General features: G+C 61.2%; 20 protein-coding genes. All 20 read right to left on the bottom strand.

Annotated features, from left to right (window positions below):
• Positions 1-171: 171 nt before the first annotated feature.
• The 20 genes from AK36_RS32030 to AK36_RS26260 all read right to left on the bottom strand — a co-directional run bounded on the left by AK36_RS32030 (position 172) and on the right by AK36_RS26260 (position 19,956).
• A complete protein-coding gene (locus AK36_RS32030) occupies positions 172-1,176 on the bottom strand; it encodes a relaxase/mobilization nuclease domain-containing protein (RefSeq protein ID WP_059475157.1) in 1,005 nt (334 codons plus the stop codon).
• 1 nt (position 1,177) lies between these two features.
• The gene (locus AK36_RS32025) at positions 1,178-1,714 is read right to left on the bottom strand and encodes a plasmid stabilization protein (protein WP_080484367.1); all 537 of its coding nucleotides are present in this window, start codon (positions 1,712-1,714) and stop codon (positions 1,178-1,180) included.
• A gap of 8 nt (positions 1,715-1,722) precedes the next feature.
• The gene (locus AK36_RS32020) at positions 1,723-3,246 is read right to left on the bottom strand and encodes an LPD7 domain-containing protein (protein WP_080938764.1); all 1,524 of its coding nucleotides are present in this window, start codon (positions 3,244-3,246) and stop codon (positions 1,723-1,725) included.
• Positions 3,247-3,302: 56 nt separating this feature from the next.
• Positions 3,303-5,165: a PriCT-2 domain-containing protein gene (locus AK36_RS26335; RefSeq protein ID WP_045579591.1), complete on the bottom strand. Its 1,863-nt coding sequence runs from the start codon at positions 5,163-5,165 to the stop codon at positions 3,303-3,305.
• Complete coding sequence (locus AK36_RS26330) at positions 5,162-6,880, bottom strand: type IV secretory system conjugative DNA transfer family protein (RefSeq protein WP_045579590.1); 1,719 nt, start codon at positions 6,878-6,880, stop codon at positions 5,162-5,164. Before AK36_RS26330 ends, AK36_RS26335 begins: the two co-directional genes overlap by 4 nt.
• Complete coding sequence (locus AK36_RS32015) at positions 6,877-7,251, bottom strand: hypothetical protein (protein ID WP_011879931.1); 375 nt, start codon at positions 7,249-7,251, stop codon at positions 6,877-6,879. The genes AK36_RS26330 and AK36_RS32015 overlap by 4 nt, the downstream gene beginning before the upstream one ends.
• A 9-nt stretch (positions 7,252-7,260) precedes the next feature.
• Entirely contained in the window at positions 7,261-8,379 is a 1,119-nt protein-coding gene (gene virB11, locus AK36_RS26325) for a P-type DNA transfer ATPase VirB11 (RefSeq protein WP_011879930.1), read from the bottom strand.
• Positions 8,376-9,602: a type IV secretion system protein VirB10 gene (virB10, locus tag AK36_RS26320; RefSeq protein WP_045579589.1), complete on the bottom strand. Its 1,227-nt coding sequence runs from the start codon at positions 9,600-9,602 to the stop codon at positions 8,376-8,378. Before virB10 ends, virB11 begins: the two co-directional genes overlap by 4 nt.
• Positions 9,595-10,419 carry a TrbG/VirB9 family P-type conjugative transfer protein gene (locus AK36_RS26315; RefSeq protein ID WP_045579588.1) on the bottom strand — a complete coding sequence of 275 codons (825 nt, stop codon included), beginning with the start codon at positions 10,417-10,419 and terminating at the stop codon, positions 9,595-9,597. The genes virB10 and AK36_RS26315 overlap by 8 nt, the downstream gene beginning before the upstream one ends.
• Positions 10,416-11,111 (bottom strand): VirB8 family type IV secretion system protein, encoded by a 696-nt coding sequence (locus AK36_RS26310; RefSeq protein WP_045579587.1) that lies wholly within the window; start codon positions 11,109-11,111, stop codon positions 10,416-10,418. Before AK36_RS26310 ends, AK36_RS26315 begins: the two co-directional genes overlap by 4 nt.
• A gap of 209 nt (positions 11,112-11,320) precedes the next feature.
• Positions 11,321-12,016, bottom strand: coding sequence for a P-type DNA transfer protein VirB5 (gene virB5, locus AK36_RS26305; RefSeq protein WP_011879926.1), 696 nt, complete (start codon positions 12,014-12,016; stop codon positions 11,321-11,323).
• A 16-nt stretch (positions 12,017-12,032) separates the two neighbouring features.
• Positions 12,033-13,196, bottom strand: a complete 1,164-nt coding sequence (locus tag AK36_RS26300) for a TrbL/VirB6 family protein (RefSeq protein ID WP_045579586.1) — start codon at positions 13,194-13,196, stop codon at positions 12,033-12,035.
• Positions 13,193-15,661 (bottom strand): VirB4 family type IV secretion/conjugal transfer ATPase, encoded by a 2,469-nt coding sequence (locus tag AK36_RS26295; protein WP_045579585.1) that lies wholly within the window; start codon positions 15,659-15,661, stop codon positions 13,193-13,195. Before AK36_RS26295 ends, AK36_RS26300 begins: the two co-directional genes overlap by 4 nt.
• Position 15,662: 1 nt before the next feature.
• Entirely contained in the window at positions 15,663-15,983 is a 321-nt protein-coding gene (locus AK36_RS26290; protein ID WP_011879923.1) for a VirB3 family type IV secretion system protein, read from the bottom strand.
• Positions 15,984-15,999: 16 nt separating this feature from the next.
• On the bottom strand, positions 16,000-16,341 hold the full coding sequence (locus AK36_RS26285) for a TrbC/VirB2 family protein (protein WP_045579584.1): 342 nt from the start codon (positions 16,339-16,341) through the stop codon (positions 16,000-16,002).
• A gap of 47 nt (positions 16,342-16,388) precedes the next feature.
• Complete coding sequence (locus tag AK36_RS26280) at positions 16,389-17,066, bottom strand: lytic transglycosylase domain-containing protein (protein ID WP_045579583.1); 678 nt, start codon at positions 17,064-17,066, stop codon at positions 16,389-16,391.
• Between the two features lie 357 nt (positions 17,067-17,423).
• Complete coding sequence (locus tag AK36_RS32000) at positions 17,424-18,269, bottom strand: ParA family protein (RefSeq protein WP_045579937.1); 846 nt, start codon at positions 18,267-18,269, stop codon at positions 17,424-17,426.
• Positions 18,270-18,741: 472 nt separating this feature from the next.
• The gene (locus tag AK36_RS31995) at positions 18,742-19,035 is read right to left on the bottom strand and encodes a hypothetical protein (RefSeq protein WP_011879918.1); all 294 of its coding nucleotides are present in this window, start codon (positions 19,033-19,035) and stop codon (positions 18,742-18,744) included.
• Positions 19,022-19,273, bottom strand: a complete 252-nt coding sequence (locus tag AK36_RS31990; protein WP_011879917.1) for a helix-turn-helix transcriptional regulator — start codon at positions 19,271-19,273, stop codon at positions 19,022-19,024. The genes AK36_RS31995 and AK36_RS31990 overlap by 14 nt, the downstream gene beginning before the upstream one ends.
• 281 nt (positions 19,274-19,554) lie before the next feature.
• Entirely contained in the window at positions 19,555-19,956 is a 402-nt protein-coding gene (locus tag AK36_RS26260) for a hypothetical protein (RefSeq protein WP_224020417.1), read from the bottom strand.
• Positions 19,957-20,110 lie beyond the last annotated feature (154 nt).

Below are 20,110 nucleotides of genomic sequence, written 5' to 3'. Positions count from 1 at the left end.
AAGGGCCGACGGATCATCCGCAGGCCAGCGTAGAAGACCGCTTCGCATGTGGGGACAACGGGCCGCGTACCCAACCAGGCACCAAGTTTCCAAACATCCGGGACTCGGCTTGTAAATATGATTGCTGCCGAGTCGCACCATGATAACGACAGCCATCATGCGCTCTGGCCATTAGCGTTCCACATCGTGCCTGGCGCCACCGGAACGCTCGACAGTATCTGGCATCTGTCGATCCGGCATCTCGCGCCTCGCACGCCCTGCCATTGTTCGATCTCGTTGCACCGGCATGGACCCGACGAAGTACGCCATCTCAACGGCCATTGCCCGATCCTCACGGACACCCGACCTCGCCATTGCATAGGCCATTGATCGCCAGGCGGTAAATGCGCCACCTTGCGCGACCCATACTGCATCGCGCTGAGCATCGGTCGGCATCGATCTCCAGTACCTCGGCATTTCTCCACGCTCGACCATATGGACGACGGGCTGCTTCGGGTAGCGCTGCGTCACGCCGCGCACACGTCGAGGCGTCGCATTCGCCTCGACACCGTGCTGACGCAGTTTCTCCGCAAAACGCTCCCGCCATCGCTGAAGATCCTTATGGCGTGGATTCAGACGATGCCCATTCGGACCACGTACCTGTACGCTCAGATGCACGTGCGGATGAGCTTCGTCATTGTGCGCAGCGAAAACGTACGCCCGGCCATCACCGAACTCAAGCGCCGCGAAATCCCGAGCCGCATCGCGAACTGCCTTCCGATCCGTTCCGGGTGGCATCGACAGCAGGATGTTGAAAGTCTCGCGGCGCGTGCTGGCCTCGGGGATACCCCAACCGCCGAATTGCCAGGTCTTCGCGAGATCGCTTAGCGCATCCTTGCCTTCAATACAGGCACCGTTTTGATCCTCCAGTTCGATCCGGCCGTTGCGAGAGATATAGCGCAGATGTCGACGTACAGCTCCCATGCCCTGTGCACTCGCCGCCTGGTTGGTAATCTTGACCATGACTTCCGGAGCGCGTCTGAGCGTGCGGGCGATCTGCGCACGCATGCGAGCGGCAGCGTCGCGAATGCCCACATGTGAGAGTCGCGATGCCTGCGCATGTCGCAGCGGATCATGAAACAGGCGGTCGCCCCAGTTCACGAGCATCGCATCGATGTAGATTTTCGGATATGACATGTCAGCGGCTCCATCGATCGAGGTTCGCGCGCATGATCGCAGCTGCCGTACGCAGGTGTTCGTCAATACGCTTTTGCAATTCTGCCGATTCGGACACCAGATCTCGACGCACAAGTTCGTTTTCGTCGGCACGTGCAAGTTCGCCCAACAAACGGCTGATCTCAGCAAGTCGTTGGTTCGATATGGAGAGCGCATTCAATTCGGACACGCCCAATTGCGGTTCCCGGGTCAATTGCGCCCGAACCAACGACACGATCCAGCGATTACTGCGCAGACCTATTGCTGCGGCGCACCGCTCGACCGCATTCAGCTCCGCATTGGTCAGTCGGATTTCGATGCGATGACGCGGCTCTCCAACCACCGGTCGAGGCAAGCGCCATATGGTCGTGCCGGATCCGTCTGCCGCATTGTCACGTACAGCCGTTGCGATCAACTGACGCACGCCCTCGCCCGCCGTCACACCTCGGCGAGCACACCAGTATTCCCAGCGCACCCTGATTTCCCCGAGTTCGACGCACAAGCGCTCGCGCACGACCACGACTAGCCTCAGCGAGACGGTGCTGATTGCGGCGGCTCGGCTGGTGTGCGCTCGAGCTCGCTGGCAGGCATGCGCTCCGGCACCTGATGCTTACGCCGATCCCGGCCCGACGGCGCGTTCGGATCGAATACTTTCGGCGTAGGCACCGGAATGCCCTCGCGCCGCAATGCCTCGAGCATGCGTTCAGCGTGCTGCCGAACTCGGGTAACGGAGCGCTCGCTAAAACCCTGTTCTCGCATGGCCGCCGTGAGCACGGCTACATGCAATGCCCGTTGCCTGGACCAATAGCGCGCATCGCGGATATTGTGCGGTGCTGTCTCGTCGACTGGAACACCGAGTGAATCTGTAGATCCAGCTTGCTCAACCTGCGGATAGTCCGGCTTGTTCGAGACTGCAACGTCATGGTCCCGCTGCACGCTCTCTACCTGCCAAGTATTTCGATGAACGAGCTTCTCCTCTTCACCTATCACGCTCCCTTCGTCATTCAAAATCGGCAATCGCACGGTGACGAGGCGTTTGCCGAGATTTTCGAGTGTCACCTGCTGCCCGATCTGGGCATTCGCCTCCCGCACCGCACGCTCGAGATCGACACCCCACACGACCTGATCGACGGCCGCCTCGTCGCGAAATACCACGTAGTACGAGCCGCTGCGCGCGGGATTGTGCTGATATGGGGCCGCGCCATGCTCGAGCAGCTCTCCGACGTATTTCCGAGGGATATCGGCCTCGTCGTTTTCAGCGGTACGGCCGCCATCGCGAATAGGCAGTTCAGACATCGACGCAAGGACCGATGTGGATGGAGATTTTCGGTCGCTATTCGTGCCTACGCCGGCTCGGGGTACAGTTGAAATCACAGGCGGATTATCTGTACGAGCCGCCGCGCTCGCGGCCGTCGGCGCGTCGATTTGCTCGACCACCTCGATGCGGTTGTCCAACCGCGCTTGCCGCGCCTCCGTCAGGCGCGCCAGATCTGCCGCTTTGGGCGCGTAGCCGTTCACGTCAATGCCGAGCAGCGTGCCCTGGAACCACGCCTCGCTACGAAACATTTCGTGGCCCGACACACGAATGCGCCGCCACGATTTTGCATGCGCCATGTCAATCATCGACTCGACCACATCCGGCCGGTTGTGCTCAGTTACGAGGTATGACCCTAAATCTTCAAATGCAAGCTGATACGGCGCCTCCTTTAGGAAATACTGGTTGCCCGCGCGCAGGTAACGCTTGCGCACACGTTCGGGCAACTGGTCAAGCGGCGCACTCGTCAAACTCATGTCGGCCTGAGTCCCGCTCGGCGGGCGAGTCTGAGCCCTCGACCGTGTGGTCGCATCGTCGCGGATCGCTTGCTCCCGCAATCTCGCCCGGGCGGCATCAAACTCACGTCTGCGCCGGGCCGATACGGCTGCTAGCGCAGCTGATTCCAGCCTGCCCTGGCGTTCGTCCAACGCAGCCGGTCCTCCACCGCTGGCCGTCAAATCCTGTTCGATCACGTTGATAACTGGATCGGCGTCGTTCGCGAAAGTCCTCAGAGCCATGTGGCACCTCGCATTCTAAAGATCGACGTTGAATGTCGGCTCGATGCTGGTATGCCTTATCGGTCAGGCATTGAACCGGCTTTGCGAGACACATCATGTTCCCGCGACTTCTCGAGTGCGGCCGCACGCGCTTCACGGATGCGCGTCCAGGATCTCGCCTGCAACTGATCGAGCATCGCCTCAAGATTGGGGCTGTAGTTCAACTCACGGACCGACTTCTTCAGTGAACCGACCATACGTTCCAGCAGATCGCGCGCCCGGTCCCACGGATAAACCTTCGCCTGATCGCCGTCATAGCCCACTTGCAACTCGGATCCATTCAAACGGGAGTTTTCATCCATCCATTTCAGACGGTCAGACACAAATGTCATTCGATCTTTGCGGTGGAACACGACACTGCGTGTCGCGACCTGCTGGATTAGATAGCGCTCCGTGTTGAAGACCTCACCCCGATAGGGGCCACCGTTTTCGCGCGGCGTGCCCAGCCTCAGCGGTGAGCCAAACCGATGCTCCGCGAGCGCCTTGACCTCGTTCGGAACGTCAGCAAGGCCAAACAGCGCCTCGCCGATTGGTGGACGCGTCGACGCAAGTCGAGTCGGATCGGTAGCCGATGGCGCCGCAACAGGCAGAGTGTCAGATGGAGCATCCACCGAGGGTGACGCGGAGCCGGATGCACGCTCCGTTGCCGGCACATCCGGCGTAGCCTGCTTCGGTGCACCGCGCTTTGAGGACCGGAGACGCGACGTACCGTCATCTCCTGTCAACAGCGTTTCCTTGACGTTGCTCACTTTTCCGTCCTCCTCATGCTCATTGACATCAACCACGGTCACACCGGATTCGGCGAAGATTTCCGATTGGCCATCTGCCCTGACAACAGTACGGACCACAGCGCGCAGGTATTCGCCGACCGCTTCATATCCGCTCAGCACCACCATGTCACTGAAGTCATTCGGTACCATGTCGCGGATACGCGCATCTGCGGCGAATCGTGGCCAAACCAGATGCGCACTCGCATCTTCCGCCGCACGCCGCGCCCGTGCCTGCGGCTCGCCACGACCCAGTTCACCTAGCACGATCAGCTCCGCGGCGGGATACTGTTCACGCAAACTCTTCGCTACCAGCCCCAGGTTCCCGCTGGACAGCGCCGCCGTCGCGAACCAACCTGTGGCTCTGGAGGCCGCCAGGGCAGTCGCCATACCCTCTGCGACCAAAACCCGCGACGGAGCACTGGCCGGAATCCATCTCGGCTCCGTCGTCCAGTAGCCGCCTCTTTTCGCGCCGCCAGCCAGAGATGATTTGCGCCCGTGTTCGTCGATCAGTTCGAGCGTCGAGATCAACCCATTCCCAACAGGCACGATCAAAACACGTCCATGCAGCGGTACTTCCTCGCTGGCCGGCAGGTAGCCAAGCAGCGCACGCAGTTCAAGTGCATCGAGCTCGCGCAGCGTGTATGGCGGCTCAAGGTGTTTACGTACAAGATAGGGATGCGCTGGGCCGACTGGCCTCGCCCACTGCCAGATCGATGCGGCCTCTTGAGCAACAGCTGCGTGACGTGCTTGAAGTTGCACCTCCTCCCGTGCGCGCTGAGCCAATACCTCGGGTGACGCCGCCAATACGGTGGTCATGCGATTCGGATAATTCGCCCGCTTCAGATCGAAGCCGTGCTGACGCGCCTGCCAGAAAAGCGTAGCGAGCGTCTTGCCACCGGATGCGCTGGCCGAGCGCCATGTAGTCCGAGCTGCACGCTCGTTATAGTTGGGTGCCGTCCGACTCCACGCGTCCCAGATTTCAAAACCTTCGTCGCCGAAGCCCTGCTTGAGCGCGAACGCCATATCGACCCAGGTCCCATAGTCGTCGGCCGGAATGACGGCAAGCGCTGCACGTGCACGATCCACATCGTGTACATAGGGCGTCGTCATTGCCGGACTTCCCCGACTGGCGCACCGCTCACGGCTGCCTGGCGCGCCGGTTCAACAAAATCGAGCTCAGCCACATCAAGATCGCTTGCGCTCAGGCAACGTCTCACCTGCTCAACCTTACCGGCCGGCATACCCAGCAGCACGAAATGCCGCTCGACATAAGCCACAGCCTCCTCCTCGCTGAGGTCTGCGAGGTTCGGCGGCAGATCGCGCGGATTCCATGCCTGCAGTACTTCAAGGTACTCGTGCGGCACATGAACGAGCCCCGCGTCCTGCGGGTCGAGCTCATCGGGATGCAAGTCGCGCAAGCGACGCTGGACCACCGCGGAGAAATGCTCCATGTTCAGGGTGGGCACGGACGGTGCCGGCATGACGCGGGCCGCAAACTCGGGATCGCGCCAATAGCAGATCTTGTCGGCCAAAATCGGCTTGGTGTTTTCGAGCAAGATGATTTCCTTGTCGCGCTCCAGTTCCTTCAATTCCTGCGGCAACAGCAACGGCCGGCGCTGTTCAGATACGCTTTCGCTTGAACCACCCCGGCCGCCAAAAAATGCGTTGGGGCGGCTCACACTGCGCGATTGGTCGGTAAACGTACCGAGCATTTCCGAGTATTCGTTCGCGTCCTTCTGCTCGCGCGGTGCATAGAGGATCTGCATCGCGTGGTTCGTGATGATGGTACGGGCATCGGATCGCCCGTAAACGGATTCGAATTGCGCGATCGACTGCACGATCGACAGCACACGCAGGTTGAAACCCGGCATATAGGCAATCGCGCGCGGAAGAATGTGGATCTTTCCGATTGCCGTCATCTCATCGAACACAAGCAGGCATTGGAACTTGAGTGTAGGATCGGCTTCGGGCAGTTGCTTCGTGTTCAAGTTGATAATCTGCGAAAAGAGCAGGTTCACGATCAAGGCTGCTTCCGCCAGATGATCTGGCGTGACACCGATATAGATGGAAATACGTCGGCGCCGCAGATCGCGCAGATCGAAATCGTCCGCGCTCGTTGCTGCGTCGACAATCGGGTTGGCCCAGATCGTCAGCGGCGCATTGAAGGTCGCCAACACGCTCGCCAGCACCTTGTCGTCATTAGACAGGAAGCGATTCAGTGCATCCACGCATTGTTGCGAGAGCAAGCCACGATGCCGGACCAGCGCTCGCTGCAAATAGGTTTTGACTGGCATGCCATTGCCCGACGACTGCCGCAGCACTTCGCCCATCGTGACGGGAAAATCGGGACTCGACGCGTCCTTGCCAGCCCGGTGCGCATCGCGCCATTCGCACAGCAGGAGCACGATGCCGAGGAACAGATTTCGCGCCTGATCTTTCCAGAAATCGTCGTGACCTCCGGGTGGATACAGTGCATAGCCGATCGTGAGAATGTCGCCCACCCGGAACAAGCCATCTGAGATCGCCGACAGTGGGTTGTAGCGGTGTGTCCGGCCATCTTCGGCAAACGGATTGAACAGATACACATCTTGTCCATGTGCGCGGCGAAAGCCGGATGTGGTCGCATAGTTTTCCTGCTTGATGTCGAGCACCACGACCGAATCGGGAAAGGTGAGCAGATTCGGGATCACTACGCCAACTCCCTTGCCGGAGCGGGCAGGTGCGGCAAGTAGCACGAACTGCTGACCTCCAAATCGCAGGTAGCGGCCGCGCCATATTCCAACGACAATCGCAGGTGGCGTATCAAGGCGGCCATGCGTCGTCATAGCAACCCCGCCTGCCGGATTTCCGATTCATTCGCAAAGCGCGCACTGCCATAGAGACGACGCCGATGCGAGCTCGCCCATAGCGCATGAAAGCCCACTACCGGACCACCCGCGGACACGAGTACAGCAAACAACGCCGCCCCCACGAGCTTACGCCCGACGTTCGGCATCATTCCGTCTCGCCACATCAGTACTGCGTCGAACCAGCCCCACACTCCCGCATGCAGCGGATTCATGCGCAGGCTGGCATAGAAGATGAACGATGCGAGCCAGAGCGATACGGCTAGTCCAGCCATCAGGCAAGCTAGTGCGGCCAACGTCACGACAGCCGTCCGAATATGTTGGCGCAAAGGCAAAGACGGATGATCCACGCGCGCCCCCTATACAAACGCGGTGCGCGCCTTGCGCACCGGATCGAACCAAACTTCGGTCATGCCCCAACGCCTGCCGGTCTGTTTGTCCTCTGCGTCGAACACCGCGCGTGACTCCATGTGCGCGACGAGATCGACTGTCAGGAACAGCAACCGCTTGAGTGCGGCATCATCCCAAGCTGCGGCCTCCGGATGTTCCTTTGCCATCAGCGCGAATCGCTCAATCGCGACGGTCACATTGGGCGCGTGATAGCTCGTGATCGACCCCGCGTGTCCGGTCGTCAGCAGCTTCAGGAAGTCGTAGGCTTCGGCACCACGCAGTTCGGCCAACAGCACGCGATCCGGTCGCATGCGCATCGCGCTTGCAATCAGGTCTGCTGGCGTCACCTGCGCGTGACCATGCCCGCCCTTGCTGTAGAGAAGATGCACGCAGTTCTCGACGTGCCGAATGACTAGCTCCCGCACGTCCTCGATCGTCACGATCCGCTCGGTCGCAGGAATCGAGCGGCACAAGGTCTTCATGAAACTGGTCTTGCCGGACCCCGTATTACCGACCACCGCGATGTTGCGTCGTCCCCTGACAGCATGCTCGAATAAGGTAACCCAATCATGCTCTTCCAGGCATTGGACGAGATCGCGGTCTTCTGCGGACAAGTCCGCCCAAGCTGAGTCGAGCCCGTCTGGCCTGCGCCATACCGTCGCGTCGAACAATCCCTCGTCCCGACACGCGTTGAGCGTCTTCTCGTCCGGGGACGGACGGCGAATCGTGACCGACACCGTGCGCGCCGGTACGACCGGCGGAACCACAATCTGGATCCGTGCGTCGTCCGGCAACAGCGCCGACAGAATCGGATACCGCGACGATACTTCCTGGTTAGTCAGGGTGGCGACCGACACCGCGAATGACATCAGCCGGTCGAAATCGAGATCGGCGTAGTCGTGGCCGTGCCAACCGACCGAGTTCTCGGTCAACACACGCTGCGGCCGATTGATCACCAATTCAGTCACCTCGGGATCGTCGAGCAGCCGCGCAAACGGTCGCATCAGTTCGCGCACGGAGGCGTCGTCGGGTAACCGAGCCAGCACGGCGTTGCGTGTTGCATCCAACGGGGGCGAGTGAGTCATCATCGCGTGCCCTCTGGCTGCAGGGCATACACCGATCCGAAATCCAAATCGCGCGCAATCACGATTGTGAACTCCGCGCCCTGGTTCTGGGTGAGCGTTGGCGGGATACCGATCGTGCTGTCGAGCACGCGCGTGGCCATGTCGTTGCCCTGCTGTTGTGTGCTTTGAAACATCACCGATCCGTTGGCGCTGCCGCCGCGCGTCGACAGATAGCCGATCGCGTCCTGGGTAACGCCAAGCAGCATTGCGGCACCGATGCGTTGACTCCAATGGTTGTCCACGTAGCCGTCAATGCCCATGCGGCCGAGTGCGTCGGCCGCCGGCGAGTCGACCTCGACCGTGACACCGTTGGGTGTCTTGATACGGGCCGACAGCACGAATACCCGCTTCTGTCCCGGCGACATGTTCGCGCGATACTGGCTGTTAATCTGCGAACCCCGTTCAATCAGCACGACGTTGCCATCGTCGGAATACACGTTCTTGGTCACCGTGCAGGTCGACAAGCCGGCCTCGGTCGAATCAAATGCCGTATCGCCGGCACAGTCGATCTTGGCGCCCTGCGCAAGCACCAGGCTCCGATTGCCGAGCATCCCGGCCTGAACACGCGGTGTCACGGTCGGTATCAGCGCCTGGCCGAGCCCGCCCCCCATCTGCCCTGGATCTCGAGCTGACACGCCTGCACCGCCGCTAACGCCCGCGGTAAGCGGGAAAGGTACACTACCCGCCCGCCCAACGCGGGGCGCTACGCCCGCGAGTTCCTGCCCACCGCCCGTTTCCAGCAGCGGCGCATCGTAGTAGCTGCGGGGTGTCGCAGCATGTGCAATACGAGCAGGCGTGGCCACGCCCGCACTCGATGCCAGGCGCACGGCGACTGCGCTTGCTGGTACCGGTTCGGAGGCTGCGCTACCAACCGACGACGCGGGCAGATCGTTGAACATGCGCCCCTGGGAAGACGTACCTGTCATCGAATCGCGCCGCGCCTTCGCCGCGGCATCGTGCCGCGCGAGAAATCCGTGCACGGTCCAAACGGCGCCGACACCGACGATCAGTACGATTGCGACAGGTGTGAGCCACCAGGCGCGTGGACGCGCGCCTCGGTATTGCCCCAACGCTGGCATACCTCGATCAGCGGAAACATTTGATGCTCCCGCGTTCAGGCTGCCTTCATGCCTATGCTCCGAACTATCGTCGGGTCCGATCACGTTGCGCGGGCTATCGTCATTCATCGCGATGGCTCCGCAGAATGCGCTTCACCCCGTTGACCGTCGTGCCGTCATGCGCCGGCACGCCGTCGATGTCGTAAGCGTCATTCCAAATTCCAACGACCTCTCGTGCGAGCCGCAACACAAATCGCTTCGCCACCTCGTGCACGACGATCGTGTCACCGTGGATGTGCTTGTCGACCACGCTTTCCGTACCGTCGTCGGCCACGCGGAAAATCGCCGGCATGCGCCGGTTGTTCGGAACACGCAGATACGTAAAACGTCCGTCGTCCCATGCCGCAGTCGGCGCGATGTCGTCGGAGTTCGGCATCACCTGCATCGAATAGTGTGCATTACGCACGGCCGCCGGCCGCGCCAGGCGCTTCGCAACCAACTCGCCGTCCGATTCCCCCGACGCCCGCTTCGCCAACTCGTCCGGATAAACGAAAGTCACGCGATACATCACGCGGTCATTGCCGAACTTCGACTTCAGCGGAAGCACCACGAGATCAAAACTGTAGCTATGCCGGTCGGTGCGAATTTCAAGATTCGAATCGTGGGCGGCAAGCTGCGGCTTCAGGTACACATCGTGATCGCCCTTGTTCGCTACCACCTGCCAGCCGTCTCGATCTCCTGGCGCGACTACCTGAATGTGCTCGTGGGAACCCAGCGCGATGTGCGTCGCGAAGCCGCGTTGCGCCTGCACGCGCACCACCTCGTCGGCTCGATAGATTACCTGGCGAACGCGCGAGTCGCCGTTCCAGCCGGGCAGGTCAACCGCTCGCGCCCCCCCTGCGAATAGCAGGCTTGCCAGCGCGATGCCGATCGGAAGCACTCTCATGGTGTGCCTCCGGCTGCCGACGCCGACGGCGTATATTCCGTATCCCGGCTATAGGCGGTGACCTTGAAGCCGAATGGATTGGCGATCGCCACGCTCTCACGTGTGAATACGGGCGGCCGGTAGGTATAAGCCAGCGTGATCACGAAGCGCTGGGTTGGCTCGGCATGCGCTTCGCCATTCTTGAACGACGTCCGTTCGACGTGCACAACCGCATGGCCGGGTTCGTCAGGCGGCAGCGTGACCGAGAGAATCCGGATCCGCCGCTCAACACCCGCACCCAGCTGCCGATCCAGTGGCTCGGGACCGCTGTAGAGGCCACGGTAATCGCGAGCGACCACGTCGTCACTCATCGAAAGTACGCTGTCGTAGTCCATCTGCAGCAGTCCCCAGTCGTAGCGCTCGCGTGCGCGCACATATGTCTCGACCCAGTGCTTGTCCTGGATTTCCTTCGTGTGCACGTGGCGGGCGTCGAGCACGTCGATCACCTGGGATTCCCCTGTCAGGCGATCGACCTCGATGGGCAGAGGCACGACGCGATAGAACGGCACCATCACAGCGAGCGCTCCCGTGCTCAGCACGGCAATGCCAACTGCCGCGTAAGCAACGTGCCACGCGCGCCGTTCCGAGCGCTCCTGCAGGTGAGTCAACGACGCCTCGATGTCAAGTACGCGGCCATAACCGTGCGAGCTCATGAGTGGTCTCCAGCATCCTGCAACGCGGGCTGGTCGGGAGCAGCCGGCACTGTCGTTGGCACGTCAGGCACTGGCGGGACACGATTGACCGGCACGCGGTGCAGGCCGTCCGGCAGTACGGGCTTGGGTGGTCCACTGCTGCAGGCAGCAAGACTCCACGCGAGGCACCCGGCGAACGTCAACGAACTCAGGATGGACATGGTGTCGCCTCAGTTGCCGAATGACGCGGGCACCATCTGGTCCTGGAGCCGGTTGGTCTTAGCCGCTCGGCTCAGCACCAGTTCACTTTGCTGCTCGGCGACGAGCTTGTCCTCCGTCTCGGCCAGCATGCGAAAGAGCTGCAGTTTGGTCATCTCGTTGCCGACCGCGGTAGATTCGGTCTGAATACGCGCTTGCAACTCCGCGACGCCCTTCGGGTCCTGCGTCGCGTTGATTTGTTGTCCGAGACTTTGTATCTGGTCCAATTCCTGCAGCTCGGTCTGATATGCCTGCAGCCCGAACGCCTTATCCTGGTACGGCTTGTTGAGCGTGCGCCTGCACACCTGCTGGTCCACCCCAGTCTGGTCCTCGCAGTCGTAGATGCGGCTGGCCAGGCGCAATGCCTGCGCACTGCCCGTCAGGCCCGCGTAGCCGCCATTCTGAATCGCGGTATAGACGCTCTGCCAGTTCGACGGCAACGAGTTGGCGACGACCCGATTGTTCAGAAGCGCGCCGAAACCGCGTGTGCCGATCGTCGACTGATAGATCTGCATTTCTTGCTGCACTTGCTGCTTGAGCTGGCCCACGGTGGCAATGGCCTGCGCAACGCTCTGCGCGTCGTAAACCGGGATCCCTTGCGCGTGAGTGCCGGTGGAATGCGCCGCACACACGAACGCGACAGTGATCCATTTGCTTCGTCCGATCATGGTCATTGCCTCCTGGTCAGCCGTCGTGCTGGCCCAAATTCGCGCGTGCAGCGCGCTGGTAAGCGGGGGGCCCGCCACCGCCCGACCGAGATCGCCCGGCCGAACCCGTCCGGTCACGAATTTCGCCACCGGAGGTCGGGCCTCGCCCGTTACGGTTGAATGCCCGCCCGATCGCCGCGACGAGGCTTCGCGACGCGATGCCGGCCACAAACGCGCCGAACCCTGACAGCGTGGCGCCGCCAGACAGGCCCGCTGCAACCGCAGGCAGTTGCCAACCGATCATCGCGAGGAACACCCCGGTCGCAAAGAGCCCAAGCGCGGCAGCCGCTGCGGCGGCGTCGTCGAGTGCGGCGGAAACGGCTTGCATCAGGGCTGACGAATCGGCACCGGGGGCGCGGCCCGTCGCGTGGAACGCAGTGAGATCGGTCGAGAACGCCGTGAGCGCCATGCCAAGGAAGGCAGCCACCAGCACCTGTAGCAACGCGTAATTGGCAACCTTCGCGGTCCACGCTTCGAAAAATCGCGCCGTCGGCGCAAACGCGGCGCACGCGATGAAGATCGGGCCCAGTCCGAGCACGAGATCGAGCAGCGTCCTCGCCATCACGACCTCGAAGACCAGCACGATCAAAAAGATGGACCCGCCGAGCGCCGCGACGAGGCCGCAGAGGAAATCTCCAATCGCGGCGGCCAGACCGCTCGGACTGATTCCCTCATGCGTCGCCTTGTTGAAGTAGGCGTCCATCACGAGGTCGACCTGCTGGTCGTAGCAGTCGAGCGTCTGATAAATGCTGCTCGCAGCGCTCTGTCCCGTCACGCTGCCACCGTTGGCAGAGCCGCATCCCGGATTGCCCCCGCCCGTCGTGTTCGCCGCGTTCTGGATGGTCTGGGCCAGCCCGGCCGTCGCGCCGTTGACGGCGGTGACGACCTGCTGCTGGTAGATCCCGGCGCTCAGCGCAAACGCCAGCGTGATCGACACTTTCAGCCCGCGCCAGGCAAACGCCGGCACCGCCTCGTGGGCTTCGCCGCGTACCACCGCGAGACCAAAGGCCAGCACCCAGATCGTGATGCCCGTAGTCACGACCGGCACGAGTGCTCCGGAAAGCGCCGACGATACGGTCGTCACGTAGGTCGACATGCCGTCGTCGAGGGTGCCCCCCAAGGCAGCAAAGAGACCGCTCATCGAGCACCTCCCGACGCGGGAGCTGGCGACAAGCGCGAGCTCGCCTGAGCCGCTCGGCGCTTCGCTAGTCGCTCATGAAAAACAGGCAACCAGTCTTTAGGCATATCCCCGACTTCGGCACGAATCGCATCGAGCAACTCGACGTTATCGGTCGTACCGGACAGGACATCGAGCACATCGCCAAGCCCGGCGAGATCGAGTCGGCCGATCGCGGAGCGATGGCCCTGCTTGACGAGGAACAAGCGGCTGCTCTCGCCCAGGTTGCGCACGATATTGAATTCGGCTTCGGTCAGCTTGAAACCATGCACGTAATCGTCGTAGTCGGCACGCGGATTCGGCAGGAAGAAAAACGTCGCACACTGCTCGATCAGCGCACTGGCTATTTCGCTTCGCAATACATCGGCCGGTGACTGGGTATCAAAAATCCCCAGCCCGTTCTGCTTGCGGATTGTTTTCTGCTTGTTCCTCGCAAAATCCGTGAAGACCTGGTCCCCGAGCCGCTTCCAGAACTCGGTCATCACATAGATGAAGCGTCGCCCATCGATCAGGTTTTCGGTCCGATGCAGCAGGTACATCGTCACGGGCGTCGACACCTCGGGATCGTCCAGCAGTTCTGTGTCATCGAAGCCGAACAGTTTCGCGTGCGCCAGGTCGATCCGATCTGTCGGATTATCGAGTACCCACCCCAGACGTCCACCCACACACCATTTGGCCAGTCGCGCATGCAAGCTGTTTTCGCCAACGTTCGGGAGAAGTTGCCACACCATCGACAAACGCCGCAGGGGCTTATCCATACGTGCCACCTCTCGCACGGCACGTGAAAGGTCAAGTTCGTCCTTTGCGGACAACGGCTCGCCGACGTTGACGAGCTTGCGCACGAGGCGCTCCCAAAAATCGATCATCGGCTCATCCGGCGCCATCTGGAACGGGTTCAGGCCGGTGGGCTCTCCGTGGCGGAACACGGTATAGGTGCCGCCCATCGCACGAATCGCGATTTCCGTGCCGCGATCCTTGTCGAACAGCACCGCCGTCAGGTCATACTTGGTCGCCATCGCGAGCAAGAACAGCTCGAGCACCGTCTTGCCCGCTCCCGCCCGGCCGATGATCTGCGTATTGGCCAGTGCCTTCTCGTCGAGTGAGTCGTGCTTATCCGGTGTCGCGTGGAAGTTCAGATAAAGCGGCTGACCACTGGGTGTCTTGACGATCGTGATCGCCTCGCCCCACGGATTGCCGTCGCGCTTGCCGGCCGCGAAGTTGTGCAGGCTTGCCAGACCGCAAAAATTGCGCGATGTGAGCTTCGCTTCGCGGGGTCGGTAGCGCCAGTTGGCCGGTAGTTGCGCAAACCAGGCTGCATCAGCCACGAGATCGATCAATGCCGTCTGGAATCCGGCATCGGCCAGCTGCGTTCGTGCCTTCGCGACGCTGGACGACACTTCATTGAGTGAATCGCCGAGCACCGCCAGCGAGTAGTGATACTCACCAAGAACGAAATTCCCGTTGATCAGGTCGTCGAGCGCATGGTCGATTGCGTCGACCTGGGACAGGGAGACGTCCTCTCCGGCGATAAGCTGATTGCGCTGCCGCTCCAATGTCTCCTTCGCCGTGGGTTTATCCAGAATCGTGAAGCTTTGCGTCTCGATATATTCACAGTCGCCGTACAGCAGACCATTGAGCATGCCCGGTTCGGTGTCTTCCGGATAATCCTTGATGTCGAGCATCGCCGCGAACCGCGTTGCCGTCGGCATGCGAATCTCGATTTTCTCGGCACCCACAAAGAGTCTCGAAACTGGCAGCGCCTCGCGGATCGCGCCAGCTGGCACGGGCACAGGTTCCCAGACGCCATTGACCAGATAGCCGAGCAGTTCCAACGCTGACGAATAGCGGAACGAAGCGGCCACGGCGGGACTCGGCCGGCGATAGACACCGAGCGCGACCGGCTCATAGGGTTTCAGGCTCGATTCGAGCTGGGCAGCAAGCTCCGACATCATCTTCAGTGCGTCAAGCTGATCGCGCCGGATATCGTCGCGCGTACGGCGCGCCGCACGGCTGAAGACACCGCCGAGGCGGGTGCGGTTTGGCCGGTAGACCACCGTCAGATACAACTCGTTGGCCATCATCCGGTAGCCCGAGAAACTCGCGTAGTAGCGCGTCGCCAGTTCCTCGCAGAAGCGGTCGTCGTACTGCGTCGAGAATCGGTCCGATACCCGTCGGCGCAGACGATGCGACCACAGCGCCACATGGCCTCCCGCCAGTCCGCGCACAAATTGGCTGAATCCCTCGTGTCGCACGAGGATGTCGGTGGGATCGGCTGCCTCAAACGCGATGCCGGCGATCTTCCAGATTTGCAGGTAGTCGCCTTCGCGGGTCTTGATGACGTGGTCGGTCACATGCGTCGAGTACGGGATACAGCTGGCAAGCGGCACTTCCCGGCTCGCGACGGCTCCGACGTACGATAGGCGCGCCATCTCATGCCCTCCTCTTCAGGCGCACCGGCACATAGGCGTGTGCGCCCCAGAAGCGGCGGTTGCCCTGACGCAACGCCATGCGAGCGCGCCGCGCATGCTGCGCAAGCCGTTGATCGTCGTGGCGCGTCGTCATCCGCATCGCGACGAACACCGGAATCATCAAAAGGAGGATCCCGACACCCAGCGCAGGGCTGGCCAGCAATGCCCAGATCGCGGGAATCAGCATGCTGCCGCCGATCATCAGCAAGGGCACCAGCGGCACACCCCAGAGCATCGCGGGCCGCGTGCAGCCTTTGAAGACAGGATCCTTGAGCGAATGCATGGTTCGGCGCCCCGGATCAGCTCGAAGGAATCAGCATGCCAGCGATAACGGTCGCGCAACCGACGAACAAGCCGCCGATAAACACGTTCGCGATATCACCGAACCGGGCATGCTGGAACATCATCCGAAAACCCGCCCAAATGATGGAAATTGAACAAATCACGCCCCCGACGCTCAACAACGTCGCCTGGATCGTATCGAGCAGCGTATTGACCTGCGATAGCTGCGCGCGCGCCGGTGCAGTGAACATCAAGGACGAAGCGCCAAGAATGATTTCCAGCGCCGTCTTTCGATCGGATAGAAATCGCATCATCCGCTTGGCGCGCATCGACGATTTATATCGCATTCCTAAATGCATGATCGACTCCTTTCCGATATATCTATATCTGATTCGTCAATGTGGACTTAGAACACCACTGCACTACCGTCCGGTTTGAAACGCTGCTCGGTAACAGGTGAAGCCGTGTTCATCCCATCGCGATCGCTGCGCGATAGCTGCCGAACCGCAGGTTCAGAGCGGGCGGCACGAACCGGCACTGCAGAACCAATCGGTACCACCGCAATGGGCGCAATGGCCGGAACGTGCGAATCTGAGGAAGCTTGTGCCGCTGCGCTCTCCTCGACTCGCTGGACGTAGCCCGTTCGGTAGCCGGTCGAGAAATTGCCGCTCGCATAGCAAGACAGACTCGCGCGTAGTGCGGCCTGTACATCCGCCTGATAATCGGTCCTCGCTTGGGACTTTTGGATCGTCACCGCCGCTGTATAACAGCGATGGAGAATGGCAGCACCGACAGCTAGGTTGCGACAAGGCTCAAGCGCGTTCTCGGCGGACAGGCCATAGGCCAGCCAGTTCGCTCGATTCACCTGCGCGAGCCCGACACTGAAATTCCAGCCGCCGGCCTCCAGCGCGCGTACCGTCGCGACCGCTTCGGCCATATTCGACGGCTGTCGACGCAGCCGCCCGCGAACGACGCCGATCGCGTAGGGATTGAATCCTGATTCGGTACGCACGATCGCCGCCATCGTGGCCGGGGCGATCTGCGGCGCGCAGTCGTGCACGAGCGACAAGAAATCGAGCGGCATTAGCGATTCCCCTCTCCTAGGCGAACGATCTGCTGCAGGGGGTACCCTACCGACGTCGCGGGATATTGGGCGGACCGTGCATTGTTGTGCGCTGCTCGGTTCAGCGTGCCAACCGTAGCGAGATCACAGGTTGGAAAGGGATCGCCGTCTCGCAGCGCGGCCCATAGCCTTTCGATGGGCGACACGCATTCGGCATACTGCTCCGGGCCACCGAGGTTAGACAGACACAACATCACCTGACAGCCCCAATCGTCCGCTCGTGCAACATCGGGCCACGCCATCGACGTTCCAAACACGACCGCAAGCGACACCACACCGCGCCACACGTTTTGCCGCACATCAGGAGTAGACGCTGAATTATGCATGGCATGCCTCGACCGTTTCAGAAGGCAAAGCCACCTCTTTTGCAGAGTCGAGTCGCCGCGCGAGCACGTCGAAACACGCGCTCATGGCCTGCCATTCGCGATTGGCCGCCCGATCGGCTGGAGTGAGATCCATGACCGAGGTCCCAATCGCCTGCGCCTGCGAGATGGCGTCAATCCGGGGAAGCAATAAATAGCCGCTTGGGCTTTGATCATCCGGAACCAGCCAGGTGGCCATGCACACCTCGAACGGCTTGAATCGGGCCTGCTGCCGCGGAGTCATCTCGACGCAGTTGGGGACGATACCGATAAAGCACAGCGACGGATTGAGCCGAGCTCGGACATTGCGCACCCCATTGCCGCCATTGACGAAATCGGCGACCTGCTCAAGCATGTCCGGCGACAACAGAACGGGGCTGATCAGCGCGTCGGCGAGCGCCGCCGCACAAATCGCACGCGAGTCAGGCCACGGCGGGCTATCGATCAAACAAACGTCAAACAAGGGAGCGACCTGGGTCAACAGGTGTCGCACGTTGGCGTAGCAACGCACGCCAGCCGGATCGGATCGATATGCACTGCCGGCAGTGGTGTTCGCCGCAAGCACGCAAATGCATGGTCCAGTCACATCAGGTCGCTGGTCGCACCGAATATCGAGCGTCGTGTGCGTCACCGAGCGTGCACGGACACCACGTGTAAGCGAAATGGCACTACACGCCGGCTCGGCCAGATCAAGCACCAACACCCGATATCCACGTACGCGACGAAGATAATGGGCGAACTGACACACCAATGTCGTTCTGCCTGTTCCACCACGGGCCGAAGCCATCAGCAGCGATTTCATGGTCGTCATTCCTCGGCTGGGGCTCCGAGCAGTGACGTCTTTTCATGGAAGTGAGACAGTCTCGGTGCGAGGGAAAGGCGCGACGAGTTCAACGTGCATTCTCGAGAGCACGTCACAAAACAGAAAAGCCTGCGATTGCAGGCTTTCTCACGCGCGTTAAGGCCCACTACGCCATCACACAGACGTCAATGCTGCGGGGCCGCTAACGCGTACTCGGTCGTGCTACGCACGTTGACCGGATCAGATTGTTGGCTTCACTGTAGGTCAGCCGCCACGCCGATTCAAGAGCCGACATGCGTCGACGAAATGAGACGAGCGCCTTATCGCGCCGTGAAGCTCCTCGTTATTCCTATATTTATTTTGTGCTCGGAGTGAACGGGATACTTCCACAACACACCAACGCCAAGCAACTGCGATTGCCGCCGCGCGAGCAGCGCATTATTGACGTCGTCCAACATTCATCCCGCGAATGTCACTGCTGGTTCTCGCCTTCTACAAGCGCGCGGACAAGGGCGGATCGTGCCGCATGGAGTTCCAGATCGAAATGTTGACGTGGATGGCGAGCAATCTTCAGCCGTCGACACACGACTTCTCGACTCGCATGCCAAAGATAGACCATGCGCAGAAGCTCCCGATTTCGGGGCGGTAGTGTTCGCCATGCTCGGGTCACATATTCGGCATCCACGGGATCGTGGGCACCACGATTCGACTGCCCCCAGTTGCGAAGACGCTCCTCGAGCGAGGGCAGCGACTTATCGTTTTTCACCGCGACCACCCTGCTCTTCTCGCGCGCGCGCCAGCGACGCTCGATATCGCGCGGGATCTGCCAAGAACTGTTCGATATCGGCCGCCCGCCACCCTACCATTCGGCCACCAAGCGCAATGGCGGGGGGAAACGTCCCCTCTTGCATGCGCTTGTAGATCGTCGACCTCGATAGACCGGTGCACTGCTCGACCTGTCGTCGGCGCAAGATTGTCCGCGCTCCGTCATCATTCCAAGACATGATTCGCCCTCCGCACCCGGCACGAACGTGGCCGGAACTGAAAGGCATTCAAGCAGCGAACACGACGAACAGCCAAACCCGTCTGATCGACGGGACATTCCGTCAGTTCAAAACGGCACCTCCTCGGAAGTCACATATGGCGTGGCCGCAGCCCGGCTGCACGAGGCGCGGTAGCAGGCCATCCCGCGTTGATGCAACGTTCCCGCAGCAGCTGACGTCGCACCTTCCCCGACAAACCCGGACGATGGTCGCACGGTGCTTTTATGGGAGCCTTGCCGGTTTCACGACACCACGCTCAGCCTCTCAATGGGTGACGCGAGCCGTCCGGTCATCAATTGTTGGAGGTTTTCCCAGGCTGCGCAGTACCGGTGCATCGGCACGACCGCCAACTGATCGTCATGAACGACCAGTATCTGCTCGATCATGCACGGCTCGCAATTGAGCAACAGCCCCGCCGCGCCCTGCTCCGCGCATGCAACGCACGCGTCCAGCGCAGCTTCGGCTTGCCGATACATACTCAAATCCGCACCTGCGCCGGTCTCGTTGCGCATATAAGACGTGAGGCAGACCACTCGTAGCAGAGCACTGATTTGCTCTTCTCGCCCATGACCAGCCCGCACAGTGCCCAGCGCCATATAATGTTCAACGGACAGCGCACGGACCTTCGCGCTCGGCAATGTCACGAACTCGCCTTTCGTAAGCGGCTTGCGACCCGAGCGTCGGACTTTGGGCGAAACTATGAGACATGAAGTCGTGATGATGTTGGGACATAATACCGCGCGCCGCATATCCAGCCGAATGCATCCTGGTCTCGAGCCCAAGCAAGCGCGGCACTAA

This window comes from Burkholderia vietnamiensis LMG 10929, assembly GCF_000959445.1.
Taxonomy (GTDB): domain Bacteria; phylum Pseudomonadota; class Gammaproteobacteria; order Burkholderiales; family Burkholderiaceae; genus Burkholderia; species Burkholderia vietnamiensis.
This window is presented reverse-complemented; position numbering and strand designations above follow the sequence as displayed.